This is a genomic window from Mycobacterium sp. E3339, assembly GCF_001666915.1.
Taxonomy (GTDB): Bacteria; Actinomycetota; Actinomycetes; order Mycobacteriales; family Mycobacteriaceae; genus Mycobacterium.
Genome location: NZ_LZIZ01000258.1, coordinates 58674 through 80473, shown reverse-complemented (window position 1 = coordinate 80473; position 21800 = coordinate 58674). Strand labels below are relative to the sequence as shown.

24 protein-coding genes, 1 tRNA gene and 1 pseudogene are annotated in these 21800 nt (G+C 69.3%); 9 read left to right on the top strand and 17 right to left on the bottom strand.

Annotation, left to right across the window (positions count from 1 at the left end):
- Positions 1 to 2 precede the first annotated feature (2 nt).
- Positions 3 to 839, bottom strand: a complete 837-nt coding sequence (rsmI, locus tag A5702_RS25260; protein WP_068224770.1) for a 16S rRNA (cytidine(1402)-2'-O)-methyltransferase — start codon at positions 837 to 839, stop codon at positions 3 to 5.
- Positions 840 to 864: 25 nt separating this feature from the next.
- On the opposite strand from rsmI, the gene A5702_RS25255 reads away from it, so the two are divergent.
- Positions 865 to 2436, top strand: coding sequence for a dolichyl-phosphate-mannose--protein mannosyltransferase (locus A5702_RS25255; protein ID WP_068224766.1), 1572 nt, complete (start codon positions 865 to 867; stop codon positions 2434 to 2436).
- A 104-nt stretch (positions 2437 to 2540) separates the two neighbouring features.
- Positions 2541 to 3389 carry a DUF559 domain-containing protein gene (locus tag A5702_RS25250; protein ID WP_068224762.1) on the top strand — a complete coding sequence of 283 codons (849 nt, stop codon included), beginning with the start codon at positions 2541 to 2543 and terminating at the stop codon, positions 3387 to 3389.
- Between the two features lie 48 nt (positions 3390 to 3437).
- Here the strand turns inward: A5702_RS25250 and arcA are convergent, their stop codons facing one another.
- Entirely contained in the window at positions 3438 to 4652 is a 1215-nt protein-coding gene (gene arcA / locus A5702_RS25245; protein ID WP_068224758.1) for an arginine deiminase, read from the bottom strand.
- 87 nt (positions 4653 to 4739) lie between these two features.
- On the opposite strand from arcA, the gene A5702_RS25240 reads away from it, so the two are divergent.
- The gene (locus A5702_RS25240) at positions 4740 to 5336 is read left to right on the top strand and encodes an alpha-ketoglutarate-dependent dioxygenase AlkB (RefSeq protein ID WP_197281202.1); all 597 of its coding nucleotides are present in this window, start codon (positions 4740 to 4742) and stop codon (positions 5334 to 5336) included.
- Between the two features lie 4 nt (positions 5337 to 5340).
- Here the strand turns inward: A5702_RS25240 and A5702_RS25235 are convergent, their stop codons facing one another.
- Genes A5702_RS25235 through A5702_RS25225 form a run of 3 tightly spaced genes read right to left on the bottom strand, consistent with a single transcriptional unit; the run spans position 5341 to position 7662 of the window.
- Positions 5341 to 5994 (bottom strand): DUF5642 family protein, encoded by a 654-nt coding sequence (locus A5702_RS25235; RefSeq protein WP_068224754.1) that lies wholly within the window; start codon positions 5992 to 5994, stop codon positions 5341 to 5343.
- A 28-nt stretch (positions 5995 to 6022) separates the two neighbouring features.
- On the bottom strand, positions 6023 to 6715 hold the full coding sequence (locus A5702_RS25230; protein WP_068224751.1) for a DUF5642 family protein: 693 nt from the start codon (positions 6713 to 6715) through the stop codon (positions 6023 to 6025).
- Positions 6712 to 7662 (bottom strand): GNAT family N-acetyltransferase, encoded by a 951-nt coding sequence (locus A5702_RS25225; protein ID WP_068224806.1) that lies wholly within the window; start codon positions 7660 to 7662, stop codon positions 6712 to 6714. The genes A5702_RS25230 and A5702_RS25225 overlap by 4 nt, the downstream gene beginning before the upstream one ends.
- Positions 7663 to 7923: 261 nt before the next feature.
- Between A5702_RS25225 and A5702_RS25220 the strand changes: the two genes are divergently transcribed.
- Positions 7924 to 8718 carry a WecB/TagA/CpsF family glycosyltransferase gene (locus A5702_RS25220; protein WP_231965211.1) on the top strand — a complete coding sequence of 265 codons (795 nt, stop codon included), beginning with the start codon at positions 7924 to 7926 and terminating at the stop codon, positions 8716 to 8718.
- Here A5702_RS25220 and A5702_RS25215 read toward each other — a convergent pair.
- From A5702_RS25215 to A5702_RS25205, 3 genes are read right to left on the bottom strand one after another with little or no spacing between them, the layout of a single operon-like run.
- Positions 8705 to 9259, bottom strand: coding sequence for an HAD-IIIA family hydrolase (locus tag A5702_RS25215; RefSeq protein ID WP_068224749.1), 555 nt, complete (start codon positions 9257 to 9259; stop codon positions 8705 to 8707). The two genes, A5702_RS25220 and A5702_RS25215, sit on opposite strands and share 14 nt — an antisense overlap.
- Positions 9260 to 9273: 14 nt before the next feature.
- Positions 9274 to 9891: an SIS domain-containing protein gene (locus tag A5702_RS25210; RefSeq protein ID WP_197506693.1), complete on the bottom strand. Its 618-nt coding sequence runs from the start codon at positions 9889 to 9891 to the stop codon at positions 9274 to 9276.
- Positions 9879 to 10910: a GHMP kinase gene (locus A5702_RS25205; RefSeq protein WP_055402624.1), complete on the bottom strand. Its 1032-nt coding sequence runs from the start codon at positions 10908 to 10910 to the stop codon at positions 9879 to 9881. The genes A5702_RS25210 and A5702_RS25205 overlap by 13 nt, the downstream gene beginning before the upstream one ends.
- Positions 10911 to 11079: 169 nt before the next feature.
- On the opposite strand from A5702_RS25205, the gene A5702_RS25200 reads away from it, so the two are divergent.
- Positions 11080 to 11820 (top strand): class I SAM-dependent methyltransferase, encoded by a 741-nt coding sequence (locus A5702_RS25200; RefSeq protein WP_067822126.1) that lies wholly within the window; start codon positions 11080 to 11082, stop codon positions 11818 to 11820.
- A 5-nt stretch (positions 11821 to 11825) separates the two neighbouring features.
- On the opposite strand, the gene A5702_RS25195 is transcribed toward A5702_RS25200, so the two are convergent.
- On the bottom strand, positions 11826 to 12077 hold the full coding sequence (locus A5702_RS25195) for a hypothetical protein (protein WP_055402620.1): 252 nt from the start codon (positions 12075 to 12077) through the stop codon (positions 11826 to 11828).
- Between the two features lie 85 nt (positions 12078 to 12162).
- Complete coding sequence (locus A5702_RS25190; protein WP_068224745.1) at positions 12163 to 13308, bottom strand: M20/M25/M40 family metallo-hydrolase; 1146 nt, start codon at positions 13306 to 13308, stop codon at positions 12163 to 12165.
- A 171-nt stretch (positions 13309 to 13479) separates the two neighbouring features.
- Here A5702_RS25190 and A5702_RS25185 point away from each other — a divergent pair, with 171 nt between their 5' ends.
- The 3 genes from A5702_RS25185 (at position 13480) to usfY (ending at position 15547) form a co-directional block, all read left to right on the top strand.
- Entirely contained in the window at positions 13480 to 14067 is a 588-nt protein-coding gene (locus tag A5702_RS25185; RefSeq protein WP_068224743.1) for a TetR/AcrR family transcriptional regulator, read from the top strand.
- A complete protein-coding gene (locus A5702_RS25180; protein WP_068224741.1) occupies positions 14064 to 14888 on the top strand; it encodes a hypothetical protein in 825 nt (274 codons plus the stop codon). The genes A5702_RS25185 and A5702_RS25180 overlap by 4 nt, the downstream gene beginning before the upstream one ends.
- Before the next feature lie 299 nt (positions 14889 to 15187).
- The gene (usfY, locus tag A5702_RS25175) at positions 15188 to 15547 is read left to right on the top strand and encodes a protein UsfY (protein ID WP_231965210.1); all 360 of its coding nucleotides are present in this window, start codon (positions 15188 to 15190) and stop codon (positions 15545 to 15547) included.
- Here the strand turns inward: usfY and A5702_RS26575 are convergent, their stop codons facing one another.
- The 7 genes and pseudogenes from A5702_RS26575 to A5702_RS25145 form a co-directional block, all read right to left on the bottom strand.
- Positions 15548 to 16132 carry a hypothetical protein gene (locus A5702_RS26575; RefSeq protein ID WP_156669749.1) on the bottom strand — a complete coding sequence of 195 codons (585 nt, stop codon included), beginning with the start codon at positions 16130 to 16132 and terminating at the stop codon, positions 15548 to 15550.
- Positions 16133 to 16193: 61 nt separating this feature from the next.
- Positions 16194 to 16400: pseudogene (locus A5702_RS27125) on the bottom strand (hypothetical protein); the annotation flags it as partial.
- A gap of 426 nt (positions 16401 to 16826) precedes the next feature.
- Positions 16827 to 16899, bottom strand: a tRNA-Ala gene (locus tag A5702_RS25165).
- A gap of 51 nt (positions 16900 to 16950) precedes the next feature.
- Positions 16951 to 17973 carry a gephyrin-like molybdotransferase receptor GlpR gene (glpR, locus tag A5702_RS25160; protein WP_055402611.1) on the bottom strand — a complete coding sequence of 341 codons (1023 nt, stop codon included), beginning with the start codon at positions 17971 to 17973 and terminating at the stop codon, positions 16951 to 16953.
- Between the two features lie 162 nt (positions 17974 to 18135).
- Positions 18136 to 18789, bottom strand: a complete 654-nt coding sequence (locus A5702_RS25155) for a GNAT family N-acetyltransferase (protein ID WP_197281203.1) — start codon at positions 18787 to 18789, stop codon at positions 18136 to 18138.
- A gap of 21 nt (positions 18790 to 18810) precedes the next feature.
- Positions 18811 to 20100 carry a gephyrin-like molybdotransferase Glp gene (glp, locus tag A5702_RS25150; protein WP_055402609.1) on the bottom strand — a complete coding sequence of 430 codons (1290 nt, stop codon included), beginning with the start codon at positions 20098 to 20100 and terminating at the stop codon, positions 18811 to 18813.
- Positions 20101 to 20151: 51 nt separating this feature from the next.
- On the bottom strand, positions 20152 to 21060 hold the full coding sequence (locus A5702_RS25145) for a UTP--glucose-1-phosphate uridylyltransferase (RefSeq protein ID WP_055402608.1): 909 nt from the start codon (positions 21058 to 21060) through the stop codon (positions 20152 to 20154).
- Between the two features lie 76 nt (positions 21061 to 21136).
- Here A5702_RS25145 and A5702_RS25140 point away from each other — a divergent pair, with 76 nt between their 5' ends.
- The gene (locus A5702_RS25140; protein ID WP_068224734.1) at positions 21137 to 21730 is read left to right on the top strand and encodes a 5-formyltetrahydrofolate cyclo-ligase; all 594 of its coding nucleotides are present in this window, start codon (positions 21137 to 21139) and stop codon (positions 21728 to 21730) included.
- Positions 21731 to 21800 lie beyond the last annotated feature (70 nt).

The window sequence follows — 21800 nt, the reverse complement described above, 5'->3', positions numbered from 1 at the left end:
CCTCACCCGCGGCGCGACTGCAGGACCGCGTCGTAGAGCTGCCGCGAACGCACCCCCGGATGCGCGGCGGCCACCTCGCCGCACGCGTCCTTGACGCGCGCGCCCCCGGCCACCAGCTCCTCGACCCGCTCGACCAGCGCCGGCAGGTCGGCGCGCGGGGTGGCGCCGGCCAGCACGACGGTGATCTCGCCGAGCACCCCGTCGTCCGCCCACGCCGCCAGCTCGTCCAGCGACCCGCGCACCACCTCCTCGTGCACCTTGGTCAGCTCCCGGCAGATGGCCGCGCGCCGGGCGCCGCCGAGCCGGTCGACGGCGTCGCGCAGACACGCGGCCAGCCGGCGCGGCGATTCGAAGAACACGCAGGTGCGCCGCTCGTCGGCCAGCGAGTCCAGCCAGGCCCGCCGCGCCGCCCTCTTGCGGGGCGCGAACCCCTCGAAGCAGAACTTCTCCGCCGGCAGGCCCGCCAGGGCCAGCGCCGTCATCACCGCCGACGGGCCGGGCAGGCAGGTCAGCGGCAGGTCGGCGTCCACGCAGGCCGCGACCAGCCGGAAGCCGGGGTCGCTGATCACCGGCATCCCGGCGTCGCTGACCACCAACACCGTCGCCCCGGCCTTCAGCGCGGCGATAAGCGATTCCACCCGGGCCGCCTCGACCCGGTCGAACAGGCTGATGACGCGGCCGCCGATGGTCACGTCCAGGGCTTTCGCCAGGATGCGGACGCGCCGGGTGTCCTCGGCGGCCACCACGTCGGCGTGGGCGAGGGCGTCGATGAGCCGGGGGGAGGCGTCCGACGGCTGGCCCAACGGGGTCGCGGCCAGCAACAGGCGGCCAGTGGTCATGTCGGACAGCCTACGATCGACACCGATGTCCGCCCCGCCCCGCGAATCCTTGGTCGCCGGCCCCGAGCATGTCGTGCCCGTCGTCAGCCCGGGGCCGATGGTTCCGGTGGCCGACTTCGGGCCGACCGACCACATCCGCGGCTGGGTCGTCACGGGCGTGATCGCCGTGCTGGCAACGATCACCCGGTTCCTCAATCTCGGGTCGCCGACCGACGCCGGCACACCCGTTTTCGACGAGAAGCACTACGCGCCGCAGGCCTGGCAGGTGCTGCACAACCACGGGGTGGAGGACAACCCCGGGTTCGGCCTGGTGGTCCACCCGCCGGTCGGCAAGCAGCTGATCGCGATCGGCGAGGGGATCTTCGGGTACGACGGGGTCGGCTGGCGGTTCACCGGCGCCCTGCTGGGCGTCGTGCTGGTGGTGCTGGTGACGCGGATCGTGCGGCGGATCAGCCGCTCGACGCTGGTGGGCGCCATCGCCGGGGTGCTGGTGATCTGCGACGGCGTCAGTTTCGTCGCCGCGCGGACCGCCCTGCTCGACGGCATCCTGACGTTCTTCGTGGTCGCCGCGTTCGGCGCTCTCATCGTCGACCGCGATCAGATGCGCCAGCGCATGCACGCCGCGCTGCTGGAGGGCCGGGCGACCGCGACGGTGTGGGGTCCGCGGTTGGGGGTGCGGTGGTGGCGCTTCCTGGCCGGCGTCCTGCTCGGATTGGCTTGCGGCACAAAGTGGTCCGGCCTGTATTTCGTCCTGTTCTTCGGCGTGATGTCGTTGGCGTTCGACGTGGCGGCGCGGCGCCAGTACCAGGTGATACGACCCTGGTTCGGGGTGTTGCGGCGCGATCTGCTGCCCACCGGTTACGCGTTGGGCCTCATCCCGGTCGCGGTGTACCTGGCCAGCTACGCGCCGTGGTTCGCCTCCGAGACTGCGATCGACCGCCACGAGGTGGGCCAGTCGATCGGCCCGCACTCGGTGGTACCGCTGCCCGACGCCATCCGCTCGCTATGGCACTACAGCGCCAAGGCTTTTCAATTCCACGCGGGCCTGACGAACTCCGCCGGCAACTACCACCCGTGGGAGTCCAAGCCGTGGAGCTGGCCGATGTCGTTGCGGCCGGTGCTGTACGCGATCGATCAGCAGAACGTGTCCGGGTGCGGTGCGCAATCGTGCGTCAAGGCGGAGATGCTGGTGGGCACGCCGGCGATGTGGTGGCTGGCGGTGCCCGTTCTGCTGTACGCGTGCTGGCGCACATTCGTGCGCCGCGATTGGCGTTATGCCGTTGTGCTGACCGGTTATTGCGCGGGGTGGCTGCCCTGGTTCGCCGACATCGACCGGCAGATGTACTTCTTCTACGCGGCGACGATGGCACCGTTCCTGGTGATGGGGATCGCGCTGATCTGCGGGGACATCCTCTACCCGCCGAACCGCGCCCGCGGTATGGGGGGCTCCGAACGGCGCACGCTGGGGCTGATCGCGGTGTGCTGTTACGTCGCTTTGGTGGTGACCAACTTCGCCTGGCTGTTCCCGGTGCTTACCGGGCTGCCGATTTCGCAGCAGACCTGGGACATGGAGATCTGGCTGCCCAGTTGGCGCTGAGGTTTTCGGCGTCGAGATTGCCGTGAGGGCTGTACAAATCGCGTTGTCCACAACCATGGCGGCAATGTGAACGGGCCAGCGGTGGCGACGCTCATGATGAGCGCGTGGCGCGGGTCTTTGTCGGGAGCGAAGCAATAGCGCGCGGATCGCTGACCCGGGGTCAATTGCGTTGGAATTACCGCCAAATCCATCGGGACGTATACGTACCGAAGAACGCGGGCGCATCGCTGCATGACAATATCTACGCCGCCTGGCTGTGGTCGGGTCGACGGGCGATCATCGCCGGCCGGGCCGCAGCCGCACTCCACGGAGCGAAATGGGTGGACGACTTTGTCCCGGTAGAGGTCATCGGGCCTTTCAACCACGCACCGCCCGGCATCATCGTCCGCCGGGAACATATCGCCCCCGGGGATCTCGTCGAACTCCATGGCCTACCGGTGACCAACCCGGCGCGAACGGCGTTCGATCTGGCCCGACACCTGCCCCGCGGTCTGGCGGTTGCCCAACTCGACGCGCTGTCGGCCGCGACGGCCCTCGACCCGTTAGACGTGACTCGGCTGATCGCTCGTTACAAGCGGGCCCGCGGCGTCCGACGATGCCAAGTCGCCCTGTCCCTGATGGACGGTGGTGCGCAATCGCCGAAAGAGAGCTGGTTGCGCCTGGTCCTGGTCGACGCCGGTCTCCCACGGCCCACCACGCAGATCAGAGTCACCGACGGGCGGCTAGTGGCCTACCTGGATATGGGTTGGGAGCAACCGATGGTCGCGGTGGAGTACGACGGCGAGCAGCACCGCACCGATAGAAGCCAGTACGTCAAAGACATTCGTCGAGCGGAGATGTTGAGCCGCCTCGGTTGGGCTGTGATCAGGGTGATCAACGAGGACCGGCCCCGCGTCATCGTTCAACGGGCACGCGACGCGTTGGCGAGCCGATCGTCATCGAGATTGCCGTGAAGGCTGTGAACTGTCCGCCAATCACGACCATGCCGGCAATCTCGACGCCTAGCGCACCGGGTCGCGGGCGACGGGACACGACATGCAGCGTGGCCCGCCGCGGCCGGTGCCCAGTTCGGAGCCCGCGATGGTCAGCACCTCGATGCCGGCGTCCTGAAGCCGCGCGTTGGTCTGCGCGTTGCGCTCGTAGGCGACGACGACGCCGGGCGCCAGCGCCAACGTGTTGTTGCCGTCGTCCCACTGCTCGCGTTCGGCGATGACCGGGTCCAGTCCCGTGTCGATGACGCGCAGCCGGTCGATCTCCATCGCCTTGGCGGCGGCCTCCAGGAACGGCGCCTCGTCGCTGATCGCGACGCCCTCCGGCGTCCGCTCGATCGTGAACGCCGAGAGCGTGTCGACGATGTTGGCGTACATCACCACGGTGTCGGTGTCGACCATCGTGCACACTGTGTCGAGGTGCATCTGGGCGCGGCGCTGGGCGATCGGCACGGCGAGCACCTTGCTCGCCAGGCCGTCCTCGAAGAGGCTGCGGGCCAACGCTTCCGCGCCGGCCGGGGTGGTTCGTTCACCGACGCCCACCGCCACCACGCCGGGGGCGAGCAGCAGCACGTCGCCGCCCTCGACGGGAGCGGTGCGCGACTCGTAGGCGCGCCGCACCCCGGTGAACCGCGGGTGGTGGGCGTAGATCAGATCGGTCAATGACGCCTCGCGCACCCGGGCCCGCAGCGCCAGCGTGGGGATCACCACCCGCGGGCCGATCCATATCGACGAGTCACGGGTGAACACCAGATTGGGCAGCGGCTCGATGACGAAGTCCGCCCCCTGGTGCATGCGCAGCACCAGCGACACGTCGGTCCGGATGTCCGACGGCAATTCGTTGAACGTCATGCCGCCCATCAACACCTGGGCCAGCCGGGCCGGCTCCAGCCCCCGCAGGTAGGCCGAAAGGGATTGCGCCAGGGGCACTCCCAGCCGACGGGCGTCGACGGCCGCGGCCACCCCCTGCATCCGCGCGGCCCCGCTGTGGGTCAGCGCCTCGGCCAGCAGGTCCGACAACAGCAGCACCTGCACGCCGCGGGACCGCAGCAATTCGGCGAACTGGTCGTGCTCGTCTTGGGCGCGCGCCACCCAGGGCAACCCGTCGAACAGCAACTGGTCCATGTTGCGCGGGTTGAGCCGCCGCAACTCGCCGCCGGGGCGGTGCAGGATGACGACGCGCAGCGCTCCCACCTCGGAATCGGTGCCCAGGTCGACCACACCCACAACCGTAGCCGCGCCCGACCCGCCCGTCCGGGCACACGCCCCCGCGCGCCCCGGGTCATCGAACGAATGTGCGATAGACTGGGTGCCGTGGAGATGGCGGTACAAGGCTCCCTGTTCCAGCACACCGAGCGCCGACAACTCGGCGACGGCGCCTTCATCGAAATCCGCGCCGGCTGGCTCGCCGAAGCGGACGACCTGCTCGACGCCCTGTTGTCGGCGGTCCCGTGGCGGGAGGAACGCCGGCAGATGTATGACCGCGTGGTCGACGTGCCGCGGCTGGTCAGCTTCCACGACCTCACCGTCGACGAGCCGCCCCACCCGCTGCTGGCCCGGCTGCGGCGCCGCCTCAACGACATCTATGCCGGCGAGCTCGGCGAACCGTTCACCACGGTCGGATTGTGTTGCTACCGAGACGGGTCCGACAGCGTGGCCTGGCACGGCGACACCATCGGCCGCAGCAGCTCCGAGGACACCATGGTGGCGATCATCAGCCTGGGCGCCACCCGCACGTTCGCCATGCGCCGCCGCGGCGGCGGGCCGTCGTTGCGGCTGCCCCAGGCGCACGGCGATCTGCTGGTGATGGGCGGATCCTGTCAGCGCACCTGGGAGCACGCCGTGCCCAAGACGGCGGCGCCGGTGGGCCCGCGCATCAGCATCCAGTTCCGCCCGCGCGGCGTGCGCTGAGGCGCTAGCTGCGGACCGCCCTCACCGCGTTGACGAGCAAGTCGCGGGCGCGTTGCGTATCGACCGGCGCGACCGGCTGCCCGGGGATCACGAGGGGATTGGCCGTGACGATCACCTGGTACTCGCCGAATTGCGCCGAATAGTCGTAGAGCTCGCCGGTGCGGGGCCCGCCCGCCACCAGCGCCTGCAGCACGCGGTGCACACCCATGGTGCGAGCCCCGTCGATCTGCGGCGCGTCGACCACCTCCATGCCGCCCCGCAGTTGCGGGCCGGAGAACGCGATCTTGGCGCATTCCTTCCCAGGGTCGTTGAACGGCAACGCTTTTGACGTTTCGATGGCGATGACGACGAACCGGTTGCCCTTGCCCTCGGCGGAGACCGCGGCCATGTTGCCCTGCACGTCCGGGGGCATGTCCGGGCCGGTCGCCGCCTTCGCGCAGCCGGCGGGGTCGAACGTGAGCCCCTCGGGGAGCTTGTGGCCGGCCAGCACCTTGGGATCGATCCCGCGCTCACCGATGTCGGTGACCCTGAAGTCCGGCCCGAAGCTCGACTTCACGTCGGCGACCTTCTTGATGTCGACCTTCGCCGAGGTCGTCGCCCCGGATGAGCAGCCGGCGAGCACGCACACCGCCGCCACTGCGACCGCCTCCTTGAACATCGTGGCCAATCTACCCAAGGCGGCTGCGTCAGCTGCGCAACGTGGACACCGTTTTGACGAGCAGGTCGGCGGCGAATTGCGGTGCCAACGCGGGCACCACCGAACCCGGGTCGGTGGTCAGCGTGGTAAACGCGTAGTAGTTGCCCAGGTAGGCCGTGTATGTGTATGTGCGCGAATCTATCTCGGTGCCCGACTCGACGGACGACTTGACGTCGGCGACCATGCCGACGGTCGAGGCGCCATCGATGCGCGGGGCCTCGATGAGGCGCACGCTTGCCGTGGCACGCCCGGCGGTCATGGTCCACTGCCCGCATGCGGTGACGACGTCGCCGGGCAGGTCAACCGGGCCCGGCAAAGCCACCACCACCGCGTCGACGATCCCCCCGCTGCCCGACCCCGACACACCCTGCGCCGACTGATCGCGTCCGTTCCCGGGGTCGGCGAGCGTTGCGCATTGCGGCGGCCTCGTCGCGCTGTCCAATGCCTCGGGGCCCAGGCTCCAGATCACTCGCGGCGACGCCCCGCTGGGGATGCCCGTGGTCGCCTCGTACCCGGGCGGCAGCTCGCGAACCAACCGCTTGATGTTGGCCGGGTTGACCGCCTTGGGCGCCGGCGATTTCGTGGGCCCGGGCGGCGGAGCGGGTGCGGGCGTGTGGGCGCATGCGGCCACCAACAGCGCGAGCGCGGGGGTTGTCAGCGGGCCGATCCGGAAGGGGCTCAGCCGACCACCTCGATCATCTGGCGGGCGACGTGCTCGATCTGGGCGGCCACGTCGCGCCGCACGCCATGGTCGGGCCGGTGCGGCACGTCGATGACGGTGGTGATGACGCCGACGTCCTCGCGCTGCCAGACCGCACCGTAGTGATCCATGATCGTGCGCATCGGCAGGTTGTCGGAAAGCATTCGCGCCGAGAATCTTTCGACCCCGGCGACCCGCGCCGCGATGGACAGCGCATTCACCAGAAACGTGCCGATCCCTCGGCCCTGGTAGGCGTCGGCGACGGTGAAGGCGATCTCGGCGACGCTGCGATCGCTTTCGTCACGCACGAAGCGCGCGTCGGCCACCGGGTCGTCGCCGTCGATCACCACCCAGACGAAGTGGTCGACGTAGTCGACCTCGGAGAGGTAGTGCATCAACGCCGGGGTGGGCAGCCGCGGCGTCATGAAGCGCCGATACAACGTCTCGCTGGAGAATTGGATGTGTCCGTGCACGGTCCGCTCGCTGTCGCCGGGCAGCACCGGCCGCAGCATGAGGTGCGTTCCGTCGCGCACCCGGATCGGGATCGGGGTGATGAACGCGGCCAGACGCTGGCGCACCGTGCGCAGCAGCCGCTCCATCACGCCGGGAATGTGGAGCATGTGGGCGAAGGCGTCGTTGTCGCCGATCCACCCGGTCAGCGGGCCGGCGGTGGTGACCGTCGCCGTCCGCGGGATGTGCCGCAGCAGGGCGATCTCCCCGATGAGCATGCCCGGGAACGCGTGTTCGACGATGACCACGCCGTCGTCGCCGACATGGGTGATCTCGACGATGCCCGACGAGATGACCAGGAACGAGACGGCTTCCTCGCCCTGCCTCATCAGCACCTGGCCGGCCGCGGCGCGCAGCGGTTGCAACGCGGCGGCCAACGGCACCAGATCGGAGGTGGGACATCCCTCGAAGATGTCCATCGCCGCCAGCTCATCCGCTCGCGCGCCGGTCAAGGCCACCGCGATAGCCCGCCGCTCACACCATCGCAGCCCGGGTCTGCGCGTCGCGGTGACCGCCGCTGTGCCATGACCTGCCCGCCTGCGTTGCCGTCGTCTACCGCGCCAGGCCCGACACCCCCGGACGCGGTCGGATGTTGCCCAGGTTATGGGCTGGGTTCCGGCCGCGGCAAGGAGGGCGCGTCGAGGGCATCCGTCGGCGACGCCGCGGGGCATGATGATCGGGTGAGCGCAGGCCGCAGGCTGACGGGGACGAGCCCGCGCAAGGTCCAGGTGGGCGGTCTCTGGTTCGACGCCCTGACCGAACGGCAGGTCGTCGAGATCGTGCGCGCGGCCTGGGCCGCCGGCCGCGGCGGCTCGATCGTCCCGGTGAACATCGACGTGGCCCTTGCGGCCGCCCGGGGCCCCGAGCTCGCCGAGCTGATCGGCCGGGCGTCCCTCGTCGTCGCCGACGGCATGCCCCTGGTGTGGGCGGCGCGGGCCCGGGGAGACCGGCTGCCCGAGCGCGTCGCCGGCTCGTCGTTGATCCTTCCGCTGAGCGCCGCCGCGGCGGCCGACGGGAAGTCGGTCTATCTCCTCGGCGGCGCGCAGGGGGTACCGGAGCGGGCGGCCGCGGCGCTGGTGGCGCGCTCCGCCGACCTGCGCGTCGCCGGCACCTGCTCGCCGGAATTCGGCTTCGACAGCACCGCGGAAGGGACGCGGGGGGCGGTCGCCGCCGTCGTGGCCGCCGCACCCGATCTGGTCTTCGTGGGCTTGGGCTTTCCCCGCCAGGAACGCCTCATCGAACTGCTGCGCGCCGAACTGCCCAACGCGTGGTTCCTCGCCTGCGGTGGCGGCATCGCGATGACGGCCGGCGTGGTTCGGCGGGCGTCCCCGGTGTTGCAGCGGTTCGGGTTCGAGTGGGTGCACCGGCTGGCGCTCGAGCCGCGGCGACTCGCCCGCAGGTACCTGCGCGACGACCTGCCCTTCGCGCTGGCGTTGGTGGTTCGCTCTGCGGCGCAACGGTTTAGGCGGGACTAGCCTCCCTGGCGCCCAGGATGAGGCGCACCGCGGCGGCGAGGTCGTCGACCACGACGTCGGCGCCGGCCGCCGTCCCACCGCCGGCGCGCAGCAAGACGGTAGCCGCGCCGGCCGCCCGGCCCGCCTGCACGTCGGCATCGCTGTCCCCGATCATCACCGATTCGGTCAGGGCGAAACCGTGCTCGCGCGCCGCGCGCAACAGCATGCCCGCCTCGGGCTTGCGGCAGTCGCAGCTGGCCGCGGCGTGCGGGCAGTGGTAGGCGGCGTCGATGCGGGCGCCTTCGTCGGCCAGCAGCTGTTCGAGGCGCTGGTGCACGGCGGCGAACCGCGCCGTGTCAGCGGCCGGTTCGGACAGCCAGCGCTGATTGGTGACCAGGACCGTGCGCAGGCCCGCCGCATTCAGGGCGGCCACCGCCCGCGCCGCGCCGGGCAGCAGGACCAGCTCGTCGGGAGACCTGATGTACTCGCCGTCGGGCGCCTTGACGTTGATGGTCCCGTCCCGGTCCAGGAAGACGGTGCGGACGTTCCGCAATTCGGGCATCGGTCGGGACGGCCTCAGGACGGTCGGGCAAACAGGGCCGCTTCGACCATCTCGCAGATCGAGTGGCCGAGGTGCAGGCACGCCTCCTGCACCCGTCCCGTGTTGTCGCTGGGGACCCGGATGCAGAACTCGGCCACGTCGGCCACCTTGCCGCCGCGCGCGCCGGTGAGCGCCACGGTCGCCATCCCGGCATCGGCGGCCGCCTCCAGCGCGCGGACGACATTCGGGGAGTTGCCCGACGTGGTGAGGCCGACCACCACGTCGCCCGCGCGGCCGGCGGCGAGCACTTGGCGCGCGAACACCTCGTCGTAGGAGTAGTCGTTGCCGATCGCCGTCATCGCCGCGGTGGCGTCCGGCAAGCTGATCGCGGCGAGGCCCGGGCGGTCAAATGCGAAGCGTCCCATCAACTCTGCGGCCAGATGGCCCGCGTCTTGTGCGGATCCGCCGTTGCCGAAGAAGATCACCTTTCCACCGGAACGCAGCGACGCGATCATCAGCCGTGCGATCTCGACGGTCTGCGCCGCGATGGCGCCCGACAGCATCTGTTGCTTGACCGCGATCGTGTCCGCCAGTCGCTCCTGAACCAGCTCGACACTTGGCGGGACGACGTCGGTGCCACTCATGCCTGCCATGTGGTCAATCCCTTGCTCTCGAAAGCGAATTCGGTGATGGTCGCCCCGGCTGACTCAAGGCTTTCGATGAGGCGGTGCTTCTTGGTGAAGTCGCAGAACAGCAGGATGTAACCGCCACCGCCGGCGCCGGTGATCTTGCCGCCGAGTGCGCCGTTGCGCAGCGCCAGGTCGTAGAGCTCGTCGATGCGCTCGTTGGTGATGTAGGGCGACATGCGCTTCTTCTGGATCCACGCCTCGCCCAGCAGCGCGCCGAAGTCGTTGAGCTTGCCCGTCAGCAGCGCGGCCTTCATGGCTACCGCCAGTTCCTTCTGTGCCCGCAATCCGGCCAGCGTGTCGTCGGCACCCGTTGTGGCGCGGCGAGTTTGGTCCTCGATCACGCGCCCGGAGTCGCGCGTGATGCCCGTGTAGCACAGCAGCAGGCTGAGCTCGAGCTCGAACGCGGTCTGGTCGCGCACGCGCAGCGGATTGACGATCACCCGGTCGGTGAACTCGATGAAGTTGAATCCGCCGAACGTCGCCGCGTACATGTCCTGCATGCCGCCGGCGATGCCGAGGTCCTCGCGTTCGATGGCGCAGGCCAGCTGGGCGGTCTCGTACTCGCCCATCGGCGCCCGGTAGTGCTCGGCGAGCAGGCCGGTGAGCGCGACCATCATCGTCGAGGACGAGCCCAGCCCCGAACCCGGTGGCGCGCTCGACCGCAACACCAGGTCGTAGCCGTCGGTGCCGTCGCGGCCGAAACGCCGCACGGCGGCCTTGATCAGGTCGAGGCTGCCGTCGTAAAGGATCTCGCTGTCGAGCGTCATCTCGTGGGTGGTCTTGAAGTCCACTGACTCGATACTCACCCGGCGATCGGTGCGCGGGGTCAGCGAGCCGTAGGCGTAGCGGTCGATGGTCGCCGACAGCACGCAGCCACCCTCGGTGGTGGGGAACGGCGGCACGTCGGTCCCGCCCCCCGCGAACGAAATCCGCAGCGGCGCGCGGGCGCGGATTCGGGGCCGGGGATTCACTGCAGACGTCATCCGCTCAGCCGGCCGACGCGCGCGATCGTCGGCGAAATGTGCGCCACGTGCCAACCCCAATGCATCGATCTCTGACGAAGAGCCCTAGCGTAGCAGTCGGATCGACGGAAAAATCGGGATTCACCTGCGGATTGCGCCGAGGCGCCCCACCCCTCACGAAAGCGATGAAATGAGCCAGGATGCAGTCGAATTGACCCGCGGTCTGCTCACCGAGGCCGCCGCACTGCGGCACGGTTTCCTCGACGTGTTGGGCGAATCGACGAGTTCTCCGGCACCGACGTTCGCGCAGCGCGCCATGAACAGCCCGCTCGTCGCGACGGTCTACGAGCGGCTGTGGCGCCCGGCCGCCTTCTACGCCGCCAGCGGCGTCACCACCCGCGCCGAACAGCGCCGCGCGGCGTCGGCACTGCGGCTGTCGAACGCGCGGCGATTGCTCGACGTCGCTTGCGGCCCGGGCAATTTCACCGGATCGCTGGCCGCGCAGTTATCGGATGGCGGCTTGGCCGTCGGCTTCGACATCTCCGAGCCGATGCTGACCCGCGCCGTCCTGGACAACAGCACGCCGCAGACCTGTTACGTCCGGGGCGACGCCCGGGCGCTGCCGTTCGCCGACGCGACGTTCGACGCGGTGTGCTGCTTCGGCGCGCTGTATCTGATGCCCGAGCCGTTCGGGGTGGCGCGCGAAATGGTGCGGGTGCTCGAGCCCGGGGGGCGGATCGCGATCCTCACCAGCTACGTCCCGGACCTGGCCGCGGTGCGCCGGGCGATGACGGCCGGCGCGGGCGTCATCGGGCTCACGATGTTCGACCGGCACGCCTTCGTCGACCTGTTCTCGTCGGCCGGCCTGGTCGACATCGAGCAGCAGACCCAGCGCGCGCTGCAGTTCGTCGTCGCCGCGAAGCCCGCCTGACGGGCCTAGGAGGCCGCCTTGCACACGCCGATAACCCGAACGACCGGCGTGCCCTCCTCGCAGTCCAGGACCCACGGTTCGCCGCCGTCGACGGGCTCGGACGTGAGCGTGAACCTGACCGGCTGACCGCTGCGCTGCGTCATCTGCGTGCATTCGACCCGAAACAGGCGATAGTCCCCACCGGCCTCAACGGCAAGCGAAAACCCGGGCCGCACCGACTCAACCGGCACCTTCTGCAGGTAGTAGTCAACGTTCATCCGTCGACCGTAGGCCCGGCATTTCGACGCGCCCGGGCCCGCCACGCGGCTCTTAGGCAATGTTCAGGCAAATTTTGGGACCGTATTAGTCTTCGCCGCGCGCATGCGCGCCGGGCTGCCGCACGAAATCCGCGATGATCGACGCCATTTCGTCGATCGCGCTGCGGCGCATCACTTCGTAGCCGTGGGTGCTCAACGTCGGCAGGCACAGCAGGCCCGCGCGCGGCGTCAGCCCGTTGGCCTTGGAGTGCGACGCGTCGGATTCGAAGGCGCCCAGGACGGCGCCCTGGGGCGAGAGGCCCTGCTCGGTGGCGATGCTCATCAGCCGGTCGGCGACGTCCTTGTCGTAGACGCACAGCGCGTCGCTGTAGCCGATGATCGGCCCGCCGCCGACGGTGGTGCCGTACTCCTGCTCGGTGGGACCGACCTCCAGGGCGAGGGTGAGCGTCCCCGGCAGGGACCCGCTGGCATAGGTGCCCCCCACCCCGCCGACCTCCTCGTTGGTGGTGAACACGAGATAGACGTCGTCGACCGGTCGCTGGTCGCGCTCGCGAAGGAGGCGGGCAGCGCGCAGCAGGGCGGTCACCGCGGCGCGGTCGTCGAGGAAGTAGCAGCCCAGGTACTCGCCGAAATCGACCAGCGTCCGCTTGCTGCGGTCGACGCACACCCGGGTGCCCGGGCGGATTCCCGCGGCCTGCAACTCGTCGGTGCTGCGGCCGGTGAAGACGTAGACGTGATCCCAGTCCAGCGCCTTATCGCCCTGGTCGGGCTTGGTCTGCCAGATCCGCTGGCTCTCCTGGGTGGTGTGCTCGGAGCCGAGCGTGAGCACCGCGGTCAGCGTCTCCTTATCGCCGAGGACGGCGACCGGCCCGAGGCCGAAGTTGCCGGGGTACATCGTCCCGAGCTGGGTCAGGTGCAGCGTGCCGTCCGATTCCACCCGCTTGACCAGCATGGACAGCTCGTCCATGTGCGCCATCACCCGCGTCGCGACGCCGGGTTCGGCCGCCGAGGACACCCGATGGCGGTACCCGCGCCCAGCGTCGTCGCTCGGGAGCGTGGCGGCGATGTACCCGATCAGATTGCCCGCGTCGTCGGTCCACATGTCGTCGACGACGGGCCGCAGCTCGCGTGCGCACACGGCGCGCACCTCGGCTTCCTGCCCGCACGGCCCGTAGGCCAACAGCAGCTCTTGCAACAGGCGGTCGGAGCCGTCGTCCTCGCGCGTCGCCATGCGATCCCTTCGTTTCGTGGCCCGTCCGAAGGGATCAGTACCCGCGTCAAGCGGCGGGCAATCGCCGGCCTACCCGTAGGCGAGCTCTAGGCGTTCGAGGCGAAACCCGCCCCCAGATTTGACTGACGCCCGTCATTGACGGTCGTCAGCAAATCGGCGTAGGGTCCCCCCATGCCGTCACTGCAGGCGCCGTCCGGCGTACGGGAGGCTCGGCGCCTGGAAACCCGGGCGCGCCTGTTCGACGCCGCGCTGGACGAGATCGGGCAGCGCGGGCTGGCCGCGGCAGACGTGAGCGCGATCGCCGCCGCGGCCGGCGTGGTGCGGGGGACCTTCTATTTCCACTTCCCGACCAAGGAGCACGTTCTCGCCGAACTGGAGCGCAACGAGGAGAGGCGGATCATCGACGAACTCGGCGAAGCCGAGGGCGATTTGGCTACGATCCTGTCGGACGTCGTATCTCGGATACTTGACGCCGAAAATCGTTTGGGTGCAGCCGTTTTCCGCGACATGCTCGGTCTGCATTTCTCGCCGTCGCGTCCCGTTGAAGAAGAGCTGGCGCAGCACCCCATCGCACAGTTCCTGGCGGGCGCGATCGGCCGTGCGCAAGATGCGGGACAAGTCCCGTCCGACGCGGACGCCGCGGAACTTGCGATGTTCTTTCTCACCGGCCTCTTTGCGCTGCTCGCCATCGGATCACACGACCCTGCGCTGTTAAGTCGTTACGTGTCAACGAGTGTCAACGGAATGGAGAAACGATGAACAGCACGAGCATCCAGGGGTATCGCGAGTTCCTGGCTAGGCGCGACGGCGAGGCCGATCTCCTCAACCGACGATTGGCGAAGCGCGAGCAGTTCTTCGGTCAAATTCAAGCGAACCCCGTCCGGTCGGCCCACCCGATCGACCAACGGACGTTCCTGCGCAACTTGCGCCGGAGGCGGCCCGAGGCCGGACTGGATCGCAAGATGCTCTTCCTGTTGGCGACCGCCAAGCTGAACCAGGCGGAGCGGTTCGGCGTCGGGCTCGGCGAAACCTACGGGCGCAACAGCGATCAGAATCTGCCGCCCGAAAACGTCTACCTCGAACTGGAAGAGCACTACCACACCCGCCTGCTCGCTTACGCGCTCGACATCTTCGACCTGACGTTCCAAGTCGTCCCTCCGCCATTCGTCATGCGGCAGTTCGTCAAAATCGGTGTGTTCCTTCCCGAACGGCTGAGCTTCGCATTCGTCGGCGCCGGCGAGATGGCCGGCTGCGTCATGTTCGACGAATTGCGCCGCGTCGGCATCGAGCTGTTCGCCGACGAACCCGAGGTCGCCGAGCGAATCGAACTGCTGTACAGCGAGATCCTCACCGACGAGATCGGCCACGTCGGCTACTGCGCATCGCGATGCACCGCGCCAGAGCGGGTGATCATGCGCCGCCTCTACCCGCTCATCGGGCGGATGTTCGCCCGCCAGACGGTCGAAATCAGCCTGCTGCTCGATCCGAAGGCGTTGCACGCCCGGCTCGACCGGCCCTTCGACGTCGAGGAACTCACCGCCGGGCTGGACAACGAAACGTATCTCGTCGCACACCCGTAACGGCGTCAGCCGTCAAGCGAAGAATCCCGACGGGAAGTGAACGTTCAGGGGCGCCGTCTATAGCCGGTGGCCACTGTGCGGGGCACACTCGACGCAGGAGGGGCTGAACCGAGTCCCATAGGAACAACCCGAGACCGGACCGTGCCGCTCAAGAAGAGGGTTGTTACGCCAGGTTTCCCCCATTCGGCCCCTCCCCCAAACTCGAAGTTTCGCCACTCAGCCGAACCTCGCGGCGGCGTCGATCGTGTCTACGAGTAACACCATGCCGCAATCTCGTCCGACGACCGAGGGAGAGGATGATGGGAGACAGGCATCACGATCCGACCGATCATTTCCGGACCACGCAGCCGCACGCCGGCATGACGATGAAGGACAACCTGTTGTGGCCAGGCCTCGGCCTACTGGCCGTCGGGGTGGCCGGGATGATCAGCACCGCAGCAGTCGCGGCTTACGGACATTACGAATGGTTGGCGATGACGGTGTTGGTCGCCGTCCTCGGGACGGTCGCCGGAGCGCTATGGTGCGCCGCCGAGCGTCGCCGCGTGGCCCGCATTGACGAGCGGGTGGGTCGCAGACGCCGGCTGCCTGGGCGCCGGCACGCCGCCGACTCGGAGCTGACCCGCGACCGGGTAAGAGAATTCAGCGATTCCAACGCGTAATCAGGGATACGTGTAATACTCGCGGACTTCCATGACCGATGACCACTGCGGGAATCCCGCGATGATTTCGGCGTCGGAAAGCTCCCCCATGTCCGGCGGAGCCTCGCCCAATCCCTCGATATGTCCGATATAAATTCGAGCGGCTAGACCCGATACGGACAACCGACCGAATTGCAGCATGTAGCCCGGTGCCGCGCCGGCTGCCTCTGGTGGCGAAGGCGCATCGAGCGGCCACGAATCGTCACTGCCGGTGCTCCATGTCGGAGACGTCGCGCCGGCGGATCGCTTCGGCCCCCAATCGCCGTATTGCGCGTGCCAAGGCCGCTGACGCGACTGGTCGTCGTTGGACCAGCTGACGCTTCCTACGCCGTTCAGCACGACAAGGGCCACGTTGGAGCCCGCGAAGTCACGGCACCATTGGATGGCGCACAGAACGCCGACGCGGGAACGCTGCGGGGACAGGCGCATATCGATGAACTCGGCCTCATCCAACGCGCCCACAAAGACGAGTGGATTTCGTCGCGAGGACGTCGGCTGCACCTCCGGCGTGAATTCGTAAAGCTGACTGACCGGATGAAGACTCATTGGTAGAAGCTTCTCCTCACTCCGGCAACGGTATGTGCGCGCGCTTTCGCCGGAGGCACACCTGGCAGCTGGCCCGCTGCGCGCCCGAGCCGCCAACCATGCGGTCCCGAACCGAAAGGTCTTCACCGACAACGAATCCCGCGCTGCACCCGTCGTCCACGGCGTAACGCACACGCGAGCGGGCCGCTGTGAGATCCGACGCCCCGCCACGCGCGACGCCATAACTGCGCTCGCTGACCGTCTCCCAGTAATCGGCCGCCTCAGTCAGGTGGTCGGCCGGCCAGGCCAACAGCCCGGACAAGCCGGGAACCCCAGCGACCCCCGCCTTGGCTACCCGCCGGTCACCGCCGGGGAGGCAAAGGCTTCGCCGATGGCGCGGTTTAGGTGACCGAGAAGTCGGCAATTCGATGGTTTCCTGTTTCTCCCGCTCGCAGGAGGCAACGTGCAGGAGGGGGGCAGCATCCTCCCGGCAAGCAGAAGCGGCGCTGCGACGAGCCGAGGCCTCGCTGGAAGCTGGACGCACCGTGATTCGACGCGCCACGGATAGCATCCATCGTGCAGAGGCGCTGCTGGCGGCGGTCTCGCGGCGACATCGGCTGCCGGCCCCGCCGAGTAATTGGGACAGACGCGGTCACTCGAAGGAAGCCCCGTCTGACTGCACCGGCTGCATAAACCCTGACCTGCTCAAACTGGGTGGAGCTAAGGGGATTCGAACCCCTGACCTACTCGATGCGAACGAGTCGCGCTACCAACTGCGCCATAGCCCCTGATCGCTAGCAGGCTACCAGCCGCGGCGCGAACCGCCGAACACCCCGGCGCTACTCGCCGACGGCGCGCGGCAGGTCGCGGGGCCAGCCGTAGTTGCGCATCGGCATCGCGTAGTCCAGGTGCTCGAAGATCGGGTCCTCGTCGTCGATCTCCAGCACCACCGCGCCCGGGCGCCGCAGCCGCGACGGGACCACGTCGTAGTCCCGGTCGTAGGCGTTCTCCACGCCCATGCGGGCCCGGGCCATCCGCTGCATGCGGCGGCGACGCACCTTCTCCTCGATGCGGGTCTGGCGGCGCAGGTACGCCAGGTAGAGCAGCGTCACGGCGGTGGCGGCGCCGCACGCCCACCACGCCGTCGGCGAGATCTTGAACGCGGCCGTGGCCGTGCCGACCAGGACGACGGCCATGACCATCAGCACACGCTTGCGGAACTTGTACTTGCGCGCGCTCACCGCGGCGGCGGTCTTCGCGTCGAACCGGCGACGGCGCGAGGCGTTCCGCGGGATCGGCGCGGGCATCTCCTCGTCGTCGGCTTCGGCGTCCGGCTCCAAACCGGAGGAGTCCTCGACGTACTCGTAGCCCTCGTCGTCTTCGTCGCCGTGCTGGGCGACCACGTCGGTGTCGGAATCCTCGTCGTCCTCGTCGGCTTCGGGTTCCTCCTCGACCGCCGCGGCGACGCCGGCCGGCAGCGCCTGCGAATCCTCGACAACGTCGACGTCGAGGTAATCGGGCTCGGTGCGCTCGGGCGTCGCAAGCTTCATGACGACGGGACGCGCGGCCTGTAGCTCCTCGGTGTCGTGCTCTTCGTCCTCGTCCTCGCCCTCGGCGAGGTCGACCTCGCTTTCCGCCGACCCTTCCGCCGGCTTCCAGTCCGGATCGCTGCGATGACCGGCGGCGGGGCCATTGCGCTTGAGTAGGCGGGAATTCGCACCCCCGTTGAGGACCCGGGTCGCCAGGGCCACGTCACTGGTGCGCCGCACGGCGTCTCGTTTGCTGACGAGCATCGGCACCAAGACGAACAGCCAAAGCACTACGAGCGAGATCCACAACAGTGACTGCGGGATGCTTGGCATGACGACCTGCTCTCTTCGGTTCCGATCCCCGCGAGGCTTGGCCAGCGCGGCCGGGTCTTAGTGACCAGCACAATTACACACCTGTAATTTGGCTCTCACAAGCACCACGAGTCACTCGTGTCGCGATAGCCACAGATAGGCCCGCTTGCTGGGGCGGCGCGGTCATGCCCAGCTGGCGTGCCCGCCCCGAACCAGGGTCGATGCCACCGATCCGGACACCTCTTCGGCCGTGATGGCCATCAACAGGTGGTCCCGCCAGGCCTTGTCCACCTCGAGGTAGCGCTGTAACAACCCCTCTTGGCGGAAGCCCACCTTCGCCAGCACGGCCCGGCTGGCGGCGTTCTCGGGCCGCACGGTGGCCTCGACGCGGTGCAGCATCACCGGGCCGAAGCAGTGGTCCAGGCCCAGGGCCAGCGCGGCCGTGGCCACCCCGCCGCCGGTCGCCGACCGCGGCACCCAGTAACCGATCCAGGCCGACCGCAGCGCCCCATGGGTGACGTTGCCGATGGTCAACTGGCCGCAGAACTGGCCGTCGAGTTCGATGACGTAGGGCAGCATGCGGCCCGCGCGGGCCTCGGCGCGCAGACCGGAACACAGCGCAGGCCACGCCGCGACCGTGTGCCGGCTCGTCCAATCGGTCTCGGCGCTGGGCTCCCACGGCTCGAGGTGCGCGCGGTCGGCCAACCGGATGCGGCTCCATTGGGCGCCGTCGCGCATCCGCACGGCGCGCAACCGGACGACGCCGGCCGGAACGCGCAGCGGCCCCACGTCCAGCGGCCACCCCGGATGACGGGCGTTGGTGCGCAACAGGTTCACGAGCGTGCGGAGTCGTTGCACTTAACCGCGCTGAGCCAGGAAGGCGACGTCGACGATCTCGCCGGTGCGTATCTGTTCGGCGCCGCTGGGCACCACCACGAGGCAGTTCGCCTCGGCGAGGGTGGCCAGCAGGTGCGAGGACGCGCCGGGGGCCCCGCCCAGCGCCTGCACCAGGTACTCCCCGGTCTCCTGGTCGCGCATCAGCTGGCCGCGCAGGTAGCCCTTCCGCCCGGCGACCGAGGTGATCGGTGAGAGTGTGCGCGCCTGGACAATTCGGCGCATCGGTTGGCGCTTGCCCAGCGACAGGCGGATCAGCGGCCGCACCATCACCTCGAAGACCACCAGGGCGCTGACCGGGTTCGCGGGCAGCAGGAACGTCGGGACGCCTTCGCGACCGAGCTGCCCGAACCCCTGCACGGACCCCGGATGCATGGCGACGCGAACGACTTCCATCTCCCCGAGCTCGGACAGCACCGACCGCACCGCCTCGGCCGCCGCGCCCCCGACCCCGCCGGCGATCACCAGAACCTCGGCGCGGTTGATCTGGCCCTCGACGGTCTCGCGGAATTCCCGGGCGTCGTTGCTGACGATGCCGATGCGGTTGACCTCCGCGCCGGCATCCCGGGCCGCGGCCGCCAAGGCGTAGGAGTTGACGTCGTAGACCTGGCCGTTGCCCGGGGTGCGCGAGATGTCGACCAGTTCGCCCCCGACGGCCAGCACCGCCACCCGCGGCCGCGGATGAACCAGCACCCGTTCGCGGCCGACCGCCGCCAGCAGGCCGACCTGGGCGGCCCCGATGACCGTGCCCGCGCGCACCGCGACGTCGCCGGGCTGCACGTCGTCGCCGGTGCGGCGCACGTACGCCCCCGACGGCGCCCCCCGCAGGATGCGCACCCGGGTGCTGCCGCCGTCGGTCCAGCGCAACGGGATCACGGCGTCGGCCAGCGTCGGCAGCGGGGCGCCCGTGTGCACGCGGGCGGCCTGGCGGGGCTGCAGCCGGCTGGGCGTGCGCGCCCCGGCCTCGATGGTGCCCATCACCGGCAGCACCAGGCCCTCACGCCGGTCTTCGTCGATTTCGGTGCCGGGCGGCTCGCCGAGGCTCTCGGCACCCACTTCCCCAACGCCGAGCACGTCGACGCTGCGCACCGCGTACCCGTCGATGGCGGCCTGATCGAAGCCGGGCATCGGGCGCTCGGTGACGACTTCCTCGGCGCACATCAGGCCCTGCGCCTCGGCGATGGCCACCTTGATGGGCCGCGGAGCCACCGCGGCGGCCGTTATCCGGGCCTGCTGCTCCTCAACAGAACGCACAGCGCGCCTCTCTGCCGTCTACGGGCGCCCGCTTGGCCGGGTATCGGCCGGCTACTTCTCGGCCAGGCCCAACCGCGCCACCAACCATCGCCGCAAATCCGGGCCGTAGTCGTCACGATCCAATGCAAAGTCAACCGCAGCCTTGAGGTAGCCGCCGGGATTTCCCAAGTCGTGTCGAGATCCGCGATGCACGACGACATGCACCGGGTGGCCCTCGGAAATCAGCAACGCGATCGCGTCGGTGAGCTGCACTTCGCCGCCCACCCCATGCTCGACGCGGCGCAGCGCGTCGAAGATCGCCCGGTCGAGCACGTAGCGGCCCGCCGCGGCGAACAACGACGGGGCGTCCTCGCGCTTGGGCTTCTCGACCATCCCGTTGACCTTCAGCACGTCGGGGTCGGCGCCGGGCACCGGCTCGACATCGAAAACGCCGTAGGCGCTGATCTCTTCGGGCGCCACCTCGATGGCGCACAGCACCGAGCCGCCGTAGTCCGCGCGCACCTTTGACATCGTCTCCAGGACGCCGGTCGGCAGCACCAGGTCGTCGGGCAGCAGGACCATCACGGCGTCGTCGTCGAGCGTCAGCGTGGGCTCGACGCAACTGATGGCGTGCCCCAGCCCGAGCGGCTCGGCCTGAACCACGGACTCGACCTTGATCAGCTGCGGCGCCCGGCGCACCTTGTCGAGCATCGCCTTCTTGCCGCGGGCCTCCAGCGTGCCCTCGAGCACCAGGTCCTCGACGAAGTGCGCGACCACGCCGTCCTTGCCCTCGGAGGTGATGATCACCAGCCGGTCGGCGCCCGCCTCGGCCGCCTCGGCGGCGACCAGCTCGATGCCGGGCGTGTCGACGACCGGCAGCAGCTCCTTGGGCACCGTTTTCGTCGCGGGCAGGAAGCGGGTACCAAGACCGGCAGCGGGCACGATCGCCGTGTGTGGGACCACCACGTTTGGGCTTGACATTGTTCACACGATAACCCGAACGCCGTTTGCCGAGTCGATGTGGCGCGGGCAAAGACGGGGCTGCAATGGTTGTCCCATGGCGACCACCGGCAAGGCCGCGTTGCGCGAGCAACTGCAGGCGGCCCGGCGCCGCGTTGCCGACGACGTCCGGGCCGCGGAGGCGCGAATGCTGAGTGCGCGACTGGAAGCCTCGGACGGCGTCGTGAGCAGCGGCGACACCGTGTGCGCCTTCGTGCCGGTGGGTGCCGAACCAGGGTCGATCGACATGGTCGAGGCGTTGCTGCGGCGGTACGCACGGGTGCTGCTTCCGGTTGCGCGCACCGCCGCCGGCAACGCGCCGCTGCCCCTGCGCTGGGGCGAATACCGGCCCGGCACACTGACCTCCGCGCGGTGGGGATTGCTCGAGCCGCCGGAGCCGTGGCTGCCCGCGTCGGCGATCGCCGAGGCGAGCCTGATCCTGGTGCCGGCGCTGGCCGTCGACCGCTCCGGGGTGCGGTTGGGCCGTGGCGGCGGCTTCTACGACCGATCGCTGGGCGGCCGGGACCCCGGGGCGCGGCTGGTCGCCGTGGTGCGCGACGCGGAATTGGTGGACGAGCTACCCGCCGAGCCGCACGACGTTGCGATGACCCACGCCCTCACGCCGCGGCGGGGCTTGATCGCCCTCGGGTAACAGTTCGGGAATGAGTGACATCACGTGGCGGTTCTAGCACTTGAGACGCTAGAGTGCTAACAAGCTTTGC

What these genes read in the sequence shown, in the direction of transcription:
- rsmI (WP_068224770.1), bottom strand. Translation starts at nt 839, where the DNA reads ATGACCACTGGCCGCCTGTTGCTGGCCGCGACCCCGTTGGGCCAGCCG.
- A5702_RS25255 (WP_068224766.1), top strand. Translation starts at nt 865, where the DNA reads ATGTCCGCCCCGCCCCGCGAATCCTTGGTCGCCGGCCCCGAGCATGTC.
- A5702_RS25235 (WP_068224754.1), bottom strand. Translation starts at nt 5,994, where the DNA reads ATGTTCAAGGAGGCGGTCGCAGTGGCGGCGGTGTGCGTGCTCGCCGGC.
- A5702_RS25225 (WP_068224806.1), bottom strand. Translation starts at nt 7,662, where the DNA reads ATGGACATCTTCGAGGGATGTCCCACCTCCGATCTGGTGCCGTTGGCC.
- A5702_RS25215 (WP_068224749.1), bottom strand. Translation starts at nt 9,259, where the DNA reads ATGCCCGAATTGCGGAACGTCCGCACCGTCTTCCTGGACCGGGACGGG.
- A5702_RS25210 (WP_197506693.1), bottom strand. Translation starts at nt 9,891, where the DNA reads ATGGCAGGCATGAGTGGCACCGACGTCGTCCCGCCAAGTGTCGAGCTG.
- A5702_RS25205 (WP_055402624.1), bottom strand. Translation starts at nt 10,910, where the DNA reads ATGACGTCTGCAGTGAATCCCCGGCCCCGAATCCGCGCCCGCGCGCCG.
- A5702_RS25200 (WP_067822126.1), top strand. Translation starts at nt 11,080, where the DNA reads ATGAGCCAGGATGCAGTCGAATTGACCCGCGGTCTGCTCACCGAGGCC.
- A5702_RS25195 (WP_055402620.1), bottom strand. Translation starts at nt 12,077, where the DNA reads ATGAACGTTGACTACTACCTGCAGAAGGTGCCGGTTGAGTCGGTGCGG.
- A5702_RS25190 (WP_068224745.1), bottom strand. Translation starts at nt 13,308, where the DNA reads ATGGCGACGCGCGAGGACGACGGCTCCGACCGCCTGTTGCAAGAGCTG.
- A5702_RS25185 (WP_068224743.1), top strand. Translation starts at nt 13,480, where the DNA reads ATGCCGTCACTGCAGGCGCCGTCCGGCGTACGGGAGGCTCGGCGCCTG.
- A5702_RS25180 (WP_068224741.1), top strand. Translation starts at nt 14,064, where the DNA reads ATGAACAGCACGAGCATCCAGGGGTATCGCGAGTTCCTGGCTAGGCGC.
- usfY (WP_231965210.1), top strand. Translation starts at nt 15,188, where the DNA reads ATGGGAGACAGGCATCACGATCCGACCGATCATTTCCGGACCACGCAG.
- A5702_RS26575 (WP_156669749.1), bottom strand. Translation starts at nt 16,132, where the DNA reads ATGAGTCTTCATCCGGTCAGTCAGCTTTACGAATTCACGCCGGAGGTG.
- glpR (WP_055402611.1), bottom strand. Translation starts at nt 17,973, where the DNA reads ATGCCAAGCATCCCGCAGTCACTGTTGTGGATCTCGCTCGTAGTGCTT.
- A5702_RS25145 (WP_055402608.1), bottom strand. Translation starts at nt 21,060, where the DNA reads ATGTCAAGCCCAAACGTGGTGGTCCCACACACGGCGATCGTGCCCGCT.
- A5702_RS25140 (WP_068224734.1), top strand. Translation starts at nt 21,137, where the DNA reads ATGGCGACCACCGGCAAGGCCGCGTTGCGCGAGCAACTGCAGGCGGCC.